The sequence below is a fragment of the Martelella endophytica genome, assembly GCF_000960975.1.
Taxonomy (GTDB): Bacteria; Pseudomonadota; Alphaproteobacteria; order Rhizobiales; family Rhizobiaceae; genus Martelella; species Martelella endophytica.
This window is the reverse complement of sequence record NZ_CP010803.1, coordinates 811,094-824,696: the sequence shown is the minus strand read 5'-3', so window position 1 is coordinate 824,696 and position 13,603 is coordinate 811,094. Positions and strand designations below refer to the sequence as shown.

General features: G+C 63.2%; 13 protein-coding genes. 1 reads left to right on the top strand and 12 read right to left on the bottom strand.

Annotation, left to right across the window (positions count from 1 at the left end):
- The first annotated feature begins 5 nt into the window (after nt 1–5).
- A complete protein-coding gene (locus TM49_RS03805; protein ID WP_052699701.1) occupies nt 6–923 on the top strand; it encodes a MurR/RpiR family transcriptional regulator in 918 nt (305 codons plus the stop codon).
- A gap of 120 nt (nt 924–1,043) precedes the next feature.
- Here TM49_RS03805 and TM49_RS03800 read toward each other — a convergent pair whose 3' ends face one another.
- The 12 genes from TM49_RS03800 to TM49_RS03745 form a co-directional block, all read right to left on the bottom strand.
- Nucleotides 1,044–2,051 carry a TRAP transporter substrate-binding protein gene (locus tag TM49_RS03800; RefSeq protein WP_045679604.1) on the bottom strand — a complete coding sequence of 336 codons (1,008 nt, stop codon included), beginning with the start codon at nt 2,049–2,051 and terminating at the stop codon, nt 1,044–1,046.
- Nucleotides 2,052–2,065: 14 nt separating this feature from the next.
- Complete coding sequence (locus TM49_RS03795; RefSeq protein WP_045679603.1) at nt 2,066–3,337, bottom strand: TRAP transporter large permease; 1,272 nt, start codon at nt 3,335–3,337, stop codon at nt 2,066–2,068.
- Nucleotides 3,334–3,858, bottom strand: coding sequence for a TRAP transporter small permease (locus TM49_RS03790; protein WP_045679602.1), 525 nt, complete (start codon nt 3,856–3,858; stop codon nt 3,334–3,336). Before TM49_RS03790 ends, TM49_RS03795 begins: the two co-directional genes overlap by 4 nt.
- Nucleotides 3,855–4,775, bottom strand: coding sequence for a 5-formyl-3-hydroxy-2-methylpyridine 4-carboxylate 5-dehydrogenase (gene fhmpcd1 / locus TM49_RS03785; RefSeq protein WP_045679601.1), 921 nt, complete (start codon nt 4,773–4,775; stop codon nt 3,855–3,857). Before fhmpcd1 ends, TM49_RS03790 begins: the two co-directional genes overlap by 4 nt.
- A gap of 25 nt (nt 4,776–4,800) precedes the next feature.
- Nucleotides 4,801–6,738 (bottom strand): TRAP transporter permease, encoded by a 1,938-nt coding sequence (locus tag TM49_RS03780; protein ID WP_045679600.1) that lies wholly within the window; start codon nt 6,736–6,738, stop codon nt 4,801–4,803.
- Nucleotides 6,739–6,765: 27 nt separating this feature from the next.
- The gene (locus TM49_RS03775; protein WP_045679599.1) at nt 6,766–7,710 is read right to left on the bottom strand and encodes a TAXI family TRAP transporter solute-binding subunit; all 945 of its coding nucleotides are present in this window, start codon (nt 7,708–7,710) and stop codon (nt 6,766–6,768) included.
- Between the two features lie 74 nt (nt 7,711–7,784).
- Nucleotides 7,785–9,398, bottom strand: coding sequence for a GMC family oxidoreductase (locus tag TM49_RS03770; protein WP_045679598.1), 1,614 nt, complete (start codon nt 9,396–9,398; stop codon nt 7,785–7,787).
- A 103-nt stretch (nt 9,399–9,501) separates the two neighbouring features.
- Nucleotides 9,502–10,236, bottom strand: coding sequence for a class II aldolase/adducin family protein (locus TM49_RS03765; RefSeq protein WP_045679597.1), 735 nt, complete (start codon nt 10,234–10,236; stop codon nt 9,502–9,504).
- 69 nt (nt 10,237–10,305) lie between these two features.
- The gene (locus tag TM49_RS03760) at nt 10,306–10,761 is read right to left on the bottom strand and encodes a YbhB/YbcL family Raf kinase inhibitor-like protein (protein WP_045679596.1); all 456 of its coding nucleotides are present in this window, start codon (nt 10,759–10,761) and stop codon (nt 10,306–10,308) included.
- A 27-nt stretch (nt 10,762–10,788) separates the two neighbouring features.
- Nucleotides 10,789–11,379, bottom strand: a complete 591-nt coding sequence (locus TM49_RS03755; RefSeq protein WP_045679595.1) for an amino acid synthesis family protein — start codon at nt 11,377–11,379, stop codon at nt 10,789–10,791.
- Nucleotides 11,380–11,413: 34 nt separating this feature from the next.
- Nucleotides 11,414–12,553 carry an FAD-dependent oxidoreductase gene (locus tag TM49_RS03750; protein WP_045679594.1) on the bottom strand — a complete coding sequence of 380 codons (1,140 nt, stop codon included), beginning with the start codon at nt 12,551–12,553 and terminating at the stop codon, nt 11,414–11,416.
- Nucleotides 12,554–12,594: 41 nt separating this feature from the next.
- Nucleotides 12,595–13,425, bottom strand: a complete 831-nt coding sequence (locus TM49_RS03745; RefSeq protein WP_045679593.1) for an alpha/beta fold hydrolase — start codon at nt 13,423–13,425, stop codon at nt 12,595–12,597.
- Nucleotides 13,426–13,603: the final 178 nt, after the last annotated feature.

Below are 13,603 nucleotides of genomic sequence, written 5' to 3'. Positions count from 1 at the left end.
GCAAGATGAATCAGATTGGTGACAAAAAAAGAGCGCGGCTGCCCGCCGATACGCCCGTGGCCCGCAAGATTGCAGCCGCCTATCCGGAAATGTCCGGTGCCTTGCGCAAATTCGCCGATCTCGTGCTGGCCGAACCGTTGCAGGTCGCGCGCCTGAGCGTGCATGATGCGGTCGCGCTGATTGACGTTTCGGTGGCAACGGCAAACCGGTTTGCGACAACGCTTGGCTATGAAGCCTATCCGGAATTTCGCTCCGAACTGATTGCAGGGTTCGAAACGCTTCTGGCGCCCTTTGACCGGATGGAGCGCAAGCTGGCGACCCGGCCGACACCGGCCACCGTGTTTCAGGCGTCCCTGCGTGAAGACATTGCCAATCACGAGCAGACGCTCGGCATGATCTCCGATGAGACGATCCTCGAGGCTGCGCGGATGATTACCGGAGCAAGGCGGATCTTCATTGCAGGCGTCGATCTTGCCGCGCATCTGGGTGGATTGCTGGCGATCGGGCTTTCCACGCTGGGTGCGCCGGTGCGCACTGTCGACAGCGGTGGCGGCACGATTGGCTCGCTCCGCCTGCTGGTGGATTTCGGGCCGGAGGATCTGGTCATCGGTATCGCCTTCCCGCATTATTTCCGGGAAACGCTGCAACTGGTCGAATACGCCGATCAGCGCGACGTTCCGATCCTCGGCATCACGGATGGTCTGGGCTCGCCCCTTGCCGCGCTTTCCAAAACCAGCCTTTTCGTTTCCGTCGAACACGACTTCAACCCGCCATCATCGACTGCCATCTGCGCGGTGATCGAGGGTCTGGTGGCCGCTGTCAGCAGTCTGAAGCCGGCGCTCGCCGACAATCACAGGCAATTTGTCGAAGAATCCTACGCCTGGATGGCAGCCAAGGGCGGCCACTGGGGACGTCAGGACTAGGCCGCGCCTAGGTTCAGGGTTCCCCAAACGCTTGATCTTTCATTCACATGGCTTCCCCCCGCCCCGAGCACGGCTGCGTGCTCGGGGCGGGGGAACGATCGGTTCCTTGAACTTGGCCTATTACTGGGCCTTGGATGCTTCAACCAAGTCGTGGAGCCGTTCATATTCGGCCTTCACTTCCGGCTGGCCTTCCAGCAGTTCGGCTGCAAGCGTGGCGAAGCCTGCTTCCATCTGGGCCTGTTCTTCCGGCGGAAGCTGGGTGATGACGCCGCCGTTTTCGGTCCAGGTGGCGTAGGAGCGACCGACATTCTCGACGCCCCAGGGGTAAACCGCTTCTTCGGCTGCGCGGCCGGCTGCGATGATCGCGGCCTTGGTGTCCTCGCTCTGCATCTGGAACCAGTCCTCGTTGACGACGGTGACGGAGACCACTTCGGCGAAGTGCAGGTCGAGGATATATTTGCCGACATCATAGTATTTGAACGCGGTGAGGATCGGCACGCCGACCAGCATGCCGTCGAGGCCGCCGGACTGGAGCTGCGGGATCACCTCGGACAGCGCCAGCGGCAGCGGGATCGCACCGAGCTGCTCCATCGGCTTGATCTGTAGCGGCGAGGCGAAGGTGCGGATCTTGAGGCCCTTGACGTCTTCAAGCGCCTTCGCGTCTTCCATGGTGAAGAGCACGGTCGGCGAATTGTAGATCGCGCCGATCACGCGCAGTCCCTTGTCCAGGAACATGGTTTCCAGATGATCGCGGTATTCCGGATTGTGAAGCGCTGCATGCACATCTTCCGGCGAGGTGAAAAGGCCCGGCACGTCGAAGGCCTGGAAGCGCGGATCGACGTTCGACATGAACGATGTCGGCGTGGTGAAGGCTTCGATCGTGCCCAGAAGCACGCCTTCCGACATGCGCGGGATCGCGCCGAGCTGGGAGGCCGGGTAGATTTCGGTCTTCACGGCGCCGGGTGCCCGTTCGGCGAGCTCGTCGGCGAAGACCTTGATCCATTCATGCTGCACGTCGTTGATGGTCGCGGTCGCGAGCTTCATCGTGCTCTGTGCCTGGGCGGTGAGGAAGGTGCTCACCGTAAATGCGGTGGCGAAGGCCGCGGTCTTGAGGAGGTTGGAGATCATGGCAAGTGTCCTTTTCAGTGGGGTTGGGCAAGGGACAGGGATAATGCGGGAACGTAGGTGATCACGAGCAGGGCGATGACGAGCACCGCGACGAAGGGGGCGACGCCCCGGTAGAGCGTGTGCGCGGGCAGGCCGGTCACCTGCTGCGCCACGAAGATGTTCAGCCCGAAGGGGGGGGTGAACATGCCGATGGCGAGATTGACGGTCATGATGATGCCGAAGTGGATCGGGTCGATGCCGAGCGATATCGCGATCGGCGCCAGGAGGGGCGCGAAGACGAGGATCGCGGAGGTCGGATCGAGGAAGGCGCCGATCGCCAGAAGCAGCAGGTTGATCGCCAAGAGGAAGGTGAAGGCGGAGAGCTGCATCGCATTGATCCAGGCTATGATTGCCTGCGGCACGCCTTGTGTCGTCACGATCCAGGTGATGACGCTTGCCGCGGCAACAAGAACCAGGATCTGCCCCGAGAGCATCGCGGCATTCCCCGCCGCGTTGATGACATCGCGCACCGTCATGGTGCGGTAGACGAAGAGGCCGATCACGATGGCGTAGAAACAGGCAAAGCCGCCAGCCTCGGAAGGGGAGAACACGCCGAGATAGATGCCGCCGAGCACGAAGACCGGCATCAGGATCGCCCAGAACGCATCCATCGTCGCTTTGGCTGCGGCCCTCACGGAGAAGGTGTGGTCCGAGGGGATATCGCGGCGGATGGCATCGACGATCACGAACAGCGACAGAAGCGCTGCCATCAGGATCGCCGGGAGGATACCGGCGATGAAGAGCCGGGGAATGGATTGCTCGGCGGCCATGCCGTAGAGGATCATGGCGATGCTGGGCGGGATCACGATGTCGATGGCGCCGGATGAGGCCAGAAGACCGCCCGCGCGGCGCTGGCCGTAGCCGGCAGCAATAAGCTTGGGATAAAGCGTCTTGCCGAGTGCGGCGACCGAGGCGACCGACGATCCCGAGATCGCGCCGAGCGCGGTGGAGGCCGCGACGGTGGAAACGCCGAGGCTGCCCGGAACCCGGCCCACCATCGCCATGGCCCAGGTGATCAGCCGGTTGGCGATGCCGCTGGTACTCATGAGCTCACCGGCGAAGACGAAGAACGGAATGGCGAGAAGGGCGAAATTGTCCAGCCCGCCGAACATGACCTGCTGAAGGGCAACGGGCGGTATCTTCAGAAAGAACATCAGGACGACGGCGGCCACCGTCAGGAAGACGAGGAAGATCGGCGTACCGATGGCGACAAGCAGGACGGGCAGGACGAGGCTTGCGAAGATCATGAGCGCGCCTCCGGAGTCGGGGCCTTCCGCAACAGGGCCCGGACGTCGAAGATGAGCTTGATGGCGCCGGCGAGGGTCAACCCGGCGAAGCCGAAGAGAAGGGCTGCGTGCGGTATCGTCATGGGGATGCCGAGCCCCATGCTGGTCATGCCGAGCCGGTTGATCTTGGCGATGAACAGCCACGACGCATAGGTCGCGAAGCCGCAGGCGAAGATCGCGGCGAGATCATGCAGGATATACCAGACATGCCGGGCGCGCTTGGGCGTATAGAGCGGCAGCAGGTCCACGCTGATATGGGTGCGGGTGAAGAACGACAGCACCGCGGCAATCATCGTGATCCAGATGATCAGGTAGATCATCGTCTCGTCGGCGCCGACGGGGGAGAAGCCGAAAAGATAGCGGCTGCCGGCGTTCAGCACATTGATGGCAACCACCACAAGAAGCACGATGCCGAGACCGGTCTTGAGCGCCTTCGTAACCATCCTGCCTGCCCGCGCCGGTTTCGTGGGCTCAGCGCTCATGCGCGGTCCTCCAGAATGCGGCGGATCGCGACCAGTTTCTGAGCGCGGCTCTTCTGCAGGTCGGCAATCTTCTCGGGCGTATAGTCATAGACGCCGCTGCCCGACTTCAGGCCAAGTGTGCCGGCCGCAATCTTCTCCTTGACCAGGTCCGGAACGTCCTTGCGGTCTGCAAGATCGGCATTGAGGAAGCTCGATACGGAGTGGTAGATGTCGAGCCCGGCCATATCCAGAAGCGCCATCGGGCCGATCACGGCGAGCTTGTAGCCGATCCCCCAGGAAACGCAGGTGTCGATATCCTCCGGGTCCACAACGCCCTGTTCGACAAGGTCAATCACTTCGCGCAGAAGCGCATAGAGGACGCGGTTTTCGACAAAGCCCGGCACGTCCTTCTTGACGGTCACGGGCAGCAGGCCGAGCGAGCGGATCAGCTGCTTGATCGCCTCGCTGGTCTCGGGCGCGGTCTTAGCGCCGGCGATCACCTCGATCATCGGAATGATATGCGGCGGGTTCGACCAGTGCATGCCGACCATGCGGGCGGGATTGGAAATGTGCTCCTGAAGGCTGGTGATCGGAATGCCCGACGTATCGGAGGCAACGATGACGTCTGCCCCGATAAGTGCATCGATCTGGCGATAGACGCTGGCCTTGATTTCGGCCTTTTCCGGAACGTTCTCGATCACGAGGTCGGCATCCGCGACCGCTTCGGCGAGGTCGCTCGTCAGCTTGACCGGGTTATCGCCCGTGGCGGCAATGCCGAGCGTGTCGAGCACCTTCTCGGCGGTCGCGATCATGGTGGAGGCGCGTTCCAGCGCTGCCGGTGCGATGTCGTAAGCGGTGACGTCCAGACCGCCGCGCGCCAGCCGCGCCGCCATGCCCGGTCCCATGGTTCCCAACCCGATGATTGCAATTTTCTTCATGGTCTTCTCTTTCCTGGTTGAGTGGTCAGGACCGGACGGACCGGCCCTTTTGTCTGGTTTCGGAAACCGCCGCGTCAGAAGGTGTCCTCATGAGTAGGGCGATCAGCAGAACGGCGGCGATGATATTGACGATGGCGACGGCATGGCCTAGCGCGGGCGGCAACATCAGGCAGAGACCGGCAACGACGTAGACGGCCCGCATCGCCGGCGAGAGTTCGCTGCGGGCATAGCCCGCCGCCCCCATGGATACGGCCGCGATGCCGCCGAAAGCGGTGAGAGCGGCAAGGGTCGCGCCGTACCAGGTGCCGCCGAGAAGCAGTTCCGGGGAGAAGGCGAACAGGAACGGCACCAGATAGGCAACCCAGGCAAGCTTCAGCGCTTCGAAACTGGTGCGCCACATATTGGCCCCGCCGATCCTCGCCGCGGTGATCGAGGCGAGTGCCACCGGTGGCGTCAGCATCGACATCATGCCGAAATAGAGGATGAAGAGATGCGCCTGCATCGGTTCAAGGCCGGTATCCTGAAGGGCCGGTGCCAGTATCGTGGCCAGCACGACATAGACGGCGACCGTCGGCATTCCCATGCCGAACAGGATGGCGATCAGGGCGACAAGCACGAGCAGCACGATCTTGTGCCCGCCGCTCAGCGCAATAGCCTGGCCGGCAATGGAAAAGCCGAGGCCGGTGAGGCTGATCAGGCCGATGATCAGGCCCGCGGCGGCGGTGATGAGCAGCAGTGGAGCGACCGACATCCCGGTATCGACCACCACGCGCAGCAATATGCGGGGACTGAGGCGTACACCGCGATAGGGGCGGACGACGCTGACAAGAACCAGGGCAATAATGGCCGCGATGGCCGCCATCTGTGGGCGTGTCTGGAGATTGAAGAGAACGAAGAACATGACGATAAACGGCAGCGCGAAATGTCCACCTTCGGCAAAAGCCGCACGGAAGGTCATGCGCTCGCCCTTGTCGATCTCGCGCACATCCGCGCGGGCGGCCATGCGATCGACCTGCAGGAAGATCGCCCCGAAATAGAGCGCTGCCGGAAGCGCTGCGGCGATGATCACGTCGTGGTAGGGCACCTGGATATAATCGGCCATGACGAAGGCGGCGGCGCCCATGACCGGCGGCAGGAGCTGACCGCCCGTGGAGGCTGCTGCCTCGACGGCAGAGGCGGTGGAGGCGCTGAGGCCGGCGCGCTTCATCAGCGGGATTGTCATGATGCCGGTGGAGACGACGTTGGAGACGGCGTTGCCGGTGATCGTGCCGAAAAGGGCCGAGGTGCCGACGGCCGCCTTGGCGCTGCCGCCGCGATAGCGGCCGAAGATCGCGAAGCTGATACGGGTCAGGAAATCGCTGCCGCCGGAATGACGCAGAAGCTCGCCGAAGAGAACGAAGGGAATGACGATTTCAACGGCGACGCGCACGGGCGTGCCCAGAAGCGCGTTCGGATCGGTGAGCATGTAGATCGCCCAGCGATTGGCCGGAGTTTCGGGAACGCCGAACGGACCGCCGAACAGGGCGAGCAGGGAAAACAGCGCAACAATCAGGACAATGGGCAGGCCGACATAGCGCCAGACCAGAAAACCGAGTCCGGCAATCACGGCATAGGCGCTCAGGGTCAGCCACAGCGGGCGCATCACGGCCAGGATCGTCAGCTGCGGGTAGCGCCAGGCAATGGTGAGCATGATTGCCAGCAGTACGCAGCCGGCGAGATAGGCCGCAAGGCGGAGCGGGCCGCGCGCCCGGTCGCCCAGCAGGAAGGCCGTCACGGCGAGCGACAGCCCCACGGCGCAGGCCAGAGGCTGCTCGTTATAGAGCGGCACCTTGACCAGCATGGGCAGGTTGAGGATCCACGCCAGCGAGATCGCGACCAGCAGGAAACCGGCCGCCTTCGCCCCGACATTTGCCGTCGGGGCGCTGGTGACAGGCTTGGAAGATGTATTGTGTTGGTTGGTCATGATGTCAGCCCAGCGACTGGAACCTGATCATTCCGTATCCGATACCTTTGCTCCCTCGTGATAGGGCAGCTTCGTATAGACCCGCGACACGGTGTCTTCGGACATGGCGCCAAGGATCGGGTTGGAGGCGGCGATGACGGCGGGATCGGCGTTGATCATCTCCGCGATGTCGGAGACCACCGCGGGATCGAGGTCCTTGCGGGCGACGAGGACGTAGTCATAGGCCATCGTCTTGAACGCTTCCGGCGCGCCGACGACGCCGGCATCGGCCGCGACATCGTAGATATAGGCTTCGGGGGCGACGGCATTCATGCGCTCCACCGCTTCCGCGCTGTCATCGAAGGGCAGCCAGGCGATGCCGCCGAGCGCGGAATCCGCCTCGACCACGGCGCCTGCGCGGAGCGCGAAAAGCGTGGCGTCGACATCGCCGTTCACCAGCGCCTCGACGCCCGTGCGTACGCTTGAGACCGGAACGGTGGTGACATCGTCGGGGGTCAGGCCGCCATTGGCGAGCGCGCCTTCGAAATAGGGCAGCAGGCTTGCCTGTGCTGGAACACCCCAGGCCATGCGCTTGCCCTTGAGATCGGCAATGGTTTCGATCCCGGAATCGGCGCGGACCATCAGCCCGACGGGGCTTGGAAGCAGTGCGGCGACCAATGCGATATTGTCCTGCGCCATCCCGTCGAATGGGCCGTTGCCGCGAATGGCATCGCCCGCATCAGGGGTGACAAGTGCAGCGATATCGAGTTCCCCGGCATTGATGAGCGGCACGAAGGCGGTCGCGCCGCCAAACGACTGGACGGTAACGTTGAGATCGGTATTGGCACCGATCGCCTGGGCGAGCGCGGCGTTCACGCCATAGTTCTGGGAGCCCTGCTGGCCGGAACCGAAGCGCAGGTCCTGGGCGATAGCGGCGGAGCCGAAAGAGCATACCGTAAGCAGCACGCCGGCTGCGAAAGTCCTGAATTTCATTTTGTTCACCTCTGTGATTTTGCGACCGGACCGGCGTTTTCGCTTCTTGTCCCATGGTCGTTGGTTCTAGTGGGTCATGTTTGACTGGCCTTGATAAGGTCTGCCGCCTTCTCGGCGATCATGATGACGGCGGCGTTGATGTTGCCGCAGGGAAGATCCGGCATCACCGAGGCATCGACGACGCGAAGACCGGTGACGCCGCGAACCTTCAGTTCCGGGTCGACGACGGATGCCTCGTCCGCGCCCATGCGGCAGGTGCCGGCGGGGTGATGCACGGTGATCGAGGTCTTGCGGATATGCTCGTCGATCTCCTCGTCGCTCTGGCATTTGGCGCCGGGGAAGAACTCGGTTTCGATGAAGTTGGCCATGGCCGGCTGGTCCGCAAGCGCGCGCCCGACGCGGAAGCCCGCGCGCAGCGACTTCCAGTCGTTCTCGGCGGCCAGGAAGTTCTGGTGGATGAGCGGGGCGGCGAGGGGATCTGCGGATGCGAGCTTGACCGAGCCCCGGCTTTCGGGCTGCACCGCGACGATGCGGGTGGCAAAGCCGTCGCGGAACGGCTGCTTGAACGGCTTGAACCACGGCCATGCCGCCAGCGGCGCCGCGGTGAAGAGCAGCTGGATGTCGGGCAGCGGCCGGCTCTCATCGCTCTTGAGAAAGGCCACCACGCCGCCGGGGACATCGCCGGAAAAGCCCTTGCCGGTCAGATAGGTCCTGGCGAAATCGACCATGATCCTGTCGGCGCGCATCTTGTGCAGGAAGGGGCCGGGTGTCTTGCGGTGGTGCATGATCAGCACCGAGACGTGATCCTGCAGGTTCTTGCCGACGGCGGGAATGTTGACCCGGGTCTCGACCCCCTGCGCCTGCAATTCATCGCCCGCGCCGATACCCGAGATCATCATCAGCTGGGGCGTGTTGATGACACCGCCGGAAAGCAGCACTTCGCGGTTGGCGGTCACGCGGCGTTCGCTGCCATTATGGTCGAAGACGAGGCCGGTGGCGCGGCTGCCGTCGAAGGTGATGTTCTTGGCCATGGCGTGGGTCAGAACGGTGAGGTTCTTCCGCTTCATCGCCGGACGCAGATAGGCGCTGGCGGTGGAGGCGCGACGGCCATTGCCGATGGTCATCTGCAGGCGGCTGAAGCCTTCCTGGGTTTCGCCGTTGTAATCATCGGTTTGCGGATAGCCGGCAGCGCGGCTGGCTTCGGCCACGGCATCCGTCAGAGGGTCTTCGTAGCGGCAGCGCTGGGTCGAGACCGGGCCCGAGCCGCCGCGAAACGCGGTTTCGCCGCCTTCCCAGCTTTCGGTCTTCTTGAAATAGGGAAGGGTCTTTTCATAGGACCATTCGGTTAGTCCCGATGCAACCCAGCGATCGTAGTCGCCGCGATTGCCGCGGACATAGGCCATGGCGTTGGTGGAGGATGAGCCGCCGATCACCTTGCCGCGGGCGCATTCCACGGCGCGACCGCCGACATTGTCCTCCGGCTCGCAGAAATACATCCAGTCATGGCGCCGTTCGGTGAGGATCTTGCCCCAGCCGAGCGGGATATGGATCATCGGATCGCGATCCCAGCCACCGGCCTCCAGCAGCAGCACGGTAACGGAGGGGTCTTCGGTCAGCCGATTGGCCAGCACGCAGCCCGCGGAGCCGGCTCCGACGATGACGTAGTCATAGGTTTCAGCGTGCGACATGGCGTTCTTCCTTGCGATCGGCGCGACCGGTCCGATCCGTCTTGCGTATGTTGAGGAGCGGGCGGCGCAGGACCCTCAGGCCCGCGCCGCCCTCCGGTGTGTCTCAGGCGAGGTCTTCAGCCAAGCCTTTGTGGCGAACAGCCGCCGACCAGTGATCCCAGCCGCGATTGATCTGCGCGCCGACCAGGTTGCCCGCGGCCTTGAGTTCGCCGTCGGTCATGAACTTGATCTTCCCGATCTGAAGGCCGATGGTATAGGCCTTGGCTTCCTGTTCGAGATAGAAGGCGCGGAAAACCGTCTGCCGGATCGAGCTGCCGACGTTCACGACCCCGTGGCGGGCCATGATGACGGCGGGTGCCGGGCCGAGACTTTCGGCGATTTCGGCACAGACGTCGGGACTGCCGCCGAACAGGTCGGTGTCGTCGCCCTGCTTGTCACGGATTTCATAGACCGGCACGGATTCGCCGAGGAAGGCGCCCATATGGGTGACCGGACGCAGCGGCGTGTCGATGAAGCTGAAGGGCAGAACGGCAGGCGAATGCGTGTGGAGCACGCACATCACATCCGGGCGGGCCTTGTAGATCTCGCTGTGGATGTAGCGCTCCAGATAGGAGGGGCGGTTGTCGGTCGTCTCGCCATCGAGCGTCAGGGTCTGGATGTCGGAGGTCGTGATCGTGTTGGGGGCCAGCTTCTGCGGCAGCAGGAACTGGTTCGGGTTTTCCGGATCGCGGGCGCTGATATGGCCGAAGACATCCATGATGCCCTCGTTCACCAGAATCCGGGTGGCCATCACCAGTTCCTGGATCGCGGTCTCGCGCGCTGTTGCTGTGTCAGACATTGTTCGGGTCTCCTGTGGATGTGCGGTCGGGCCTGACCCCGACCGGGATCAGGCCGGTCGAAAGATCGTTTAGTTGGAGTAGAGACCGACGATCCGGTTCTGCTCAATGATATTGTCCGCATAGGTGTCGAGAAACTGCTCGCGCGTGGGCGTGCCTTCGACATTCGTGTCCAGAGCGTAGACCCAGAAATAATAGTGATGGTCGCCATGGCCGGCCGGCGGCTGCGGTCCGTAATACTGCATGTGACCGGCGCCATTGGGGCCAACGCGGAATTTCTCCTGCGCATCCGAAAGATCGGTGGTCTTGGGGTCGATGGCATAGACCGTCCAGTGGGTGAAACCATGCGCCAGGGGCGCGTCCGGATCATGGCAGATCACGGCCAGTTCCTTGGTGCCTTCCGGCACGCCGCTCACCGTCAGCTTCGGCAGCACATTGCCCTTGTCGCCCGCATGCTTGTCGGCAAGCCGCGTCAGCGGCGCGAAATCGGAAGAGGTGATCTTGAGGTCTTTGATGTTCAGAGGCATTTGATATTCCTTGAATATTCGTTTGCGTCAGGCCGTGGTCTTGATGTCGGCAGTCGTCTTTCCGCCCACGCGCTGATGCACGCGGCCGCCTGTCGCCACAGCAACACATATCAGGATTTCGTCGGGACGCGGGCCGTCCGGCGCGACGAAGGTGAAGGCATCATAATGGGAGCGGATATAGAGCTCGTCCTTGTGGGCGAGCGGAATGTCGATGGCGGTGCCGGCCGAGGCGACCTTGCTGGCGGAGGATATCCATGCGGCGCCGCCGCCGACGGCTTCGCGCAGCGGATCACCGAAAACGGTGGTCACGCAGGCCACGACATGTTCCTGTTCGCCGGCGACGCCCGCAATCCCGCCCTTGCCATAGCTTTCGACCGGACGGCCGCCAAGCAGGGCAACCGCGCGTTCGCCAAGCGCATAGCCGATGGCGGCCGAGGGAGCGGTGAGCGCCGAAAGGTCTGCAACGAACTTGCCTGCGAAGGGGTTCTTGATGATGACGGCGGCCGCCGCCTTGATGAGAGGCGCTGTCGCCTCGCCGCCGTCGTGCAGTACTTCCTGCGTTGCGCCGTACCAGCCGCGGACCTCGTAGTCCTTTTCGACCTGGCTTGAGTAGTTCATGAACGTCTCCTGTAGAGATGAAAGGGGATACTGCTTATTGCGGCCACGAATAGACGCGGTTGATCGGGTCGAAGCGGGCAGCTGTCAGGGCCTCGGGGGTGAAGCCGTTGCCATAGGACATGGTGCGGTTTGCGGCGTGATCCGCCGAAAGCTTCTGCGTGAGGTCGGTGATCGGACGGACCGCCTTTTCCCATTCGAGGAGCGCGTCTTCGAGCGAGGCGTTCTTCTCGATGTCCTGCGCGAGCGTGAAGGCGTTCACCATGCCGCAGCCCGCGCCCTGCGCCAGCGCCGGGCACATGGCATGGGCGGCATCGCCGACGAGGGCGACCTTGCCGCGCGACCAGCTGTCGAGCTTGGTGGTCTGGTAGGTGTCGTAACGCGCGTCCTTGATCTTGGCGGCGTCGATGAGGCAGGGTTCGAGGAACGGGAACATCTCCATCCAGACCTCAAGGTCGAGCGGAACGTGCGAGCCGCGCGGATCGGCCGACGGCGCCATGAGGCCGAGATAGAGTTCCCTGTCGTTGCAGGGGGAGTAGAGGATGCGCTGCACCCGCGGCCAATGGTTCCACATGTCGATGACATTGTCCCATTCTCCATGGGGCAGCTTGTCCTTGTGGCGCGGAACGATGAGGCGGATGATGCCGTCCTTCGCGCCCCAGCGCTCCTGATCAAAACCAAGGGAATCGCGCACCTTGGAGCCGACCCCGTCCGCGCCCACGATCAGGTCGCCTTCAACGATCTCGCCGGAAGCCAGCTTCAGTTTGCCGGAAGCCTCCGCGCCGACCGCCTCGGAATTCGTGCGGATCTCGACGCCGACTTCGCGGGCGCGGTTGGCAAGCGCATCGTGCAGATGGGCGCGGGTCATCACGCGCCAGGGCAGGCCGTTGAAGGTTTCCTTCGAAACGGTCTTGTTATGCATCCATGTTTCATAGACCGGCGGCGTGAAGGAATCCTCCAGCACTTCATTCAGGCAGCCAATGCCTTCGAGCACCCTGAGGCCGTTGTGCCAGAGATAGATGCCCGCACCGAAGGCGCGCAGTTCCGGGCTCTTTTCGTGCAGCACCACATCCCAGCCGTTCTGGCGCAGCGCGATGGCGGCCGTCAGGCCTGAAAACCCGCCGCCCGCAACCTGCGCAACCCGTGTCTTGTCCGTGGTTTTGTTGACGTTGACCATGTCTCTATTCCTGTTGGTTCAGCATGTGGGAAATCGGCAGCTCAGCCGTCGATGAAATTGCGGATCGCGCCGATCGTGACGCCGGGATTGGTCTCGTTGACGTAGTGGTCGGCGCCGGGCACGACGACAATGGGCAGGTCCGGGCGCAGCGCGTGGGTCTTTTCGAGTGCTGCGGCGGAGACCAGCTTGCTGTTGGCGCCGCGCATGAGGAGAACCGGGCGGGTCACGTCGCGGAACGCGGGAACCAGATCGGCGCGCAGCCCCTCGGCCGTCTGGGCCATGGCAGATGCCGAGGCCAGCGGGCGCAGGCCGTCGTCGGCGGGGCCGTAGCCGCTTTCGGCACGAATGCGAATGGCTGGAGCCGGGATGTTGGGATAGCGATTGGCGAGATAGGCGACGATGGCATCCGTGTCGGCAAAGGCCTGATCGCCCGCATTCACTCTTGCGGAGAGCGAAGCGAAGACGTCGTCTTCGATATAGGGCGTGAAGTCGATGGCAACGACCGAGCGGACCAGTTCGGGATGGCGGGCGGCGGCGGTGACCGAGTTGCGCGATCCGAGCGAATGTCCGACGAGGATCGCAGGCCCCATGTCGAGCGTCCGGATCAGCGCCGCGATGTCGTCTGCAAAGTCTGCGGCGTCGTAGCCGGTTTCCGGCTTGTCCGAATGTCCGTGGCCACGCTGGTCCACGGCCACCGTTGTGAACCGGTCGGAGAAGGCGTCCATGAGGGGGCCGAAAACGGCGGAGTTTGCGGTGATCCCGTGGAAGAACAGCATGAGCGGGCCGCTGCCCCCCATGCGCACGTTCAAAGTGATGCGGCCGGTGTCGATGCGACGCGCTTCATACCGGCTGCGGGTGGGGCTGTCCGCCATATCTTGGTTCCCTTGACGTTTTTGATTTTTGTATGCCGTCAGGGAACCATGCCGATTATTAGCTGTCAATAAGATTGTAAGACATTTTGCTGTTAATTGTTTCAGACAGCGCGCCGTCAGATGCTATCCTCTGGCCGTGCGTTCGTGTAGAAAAATCTGGGAAACAGAACTTGAAGAA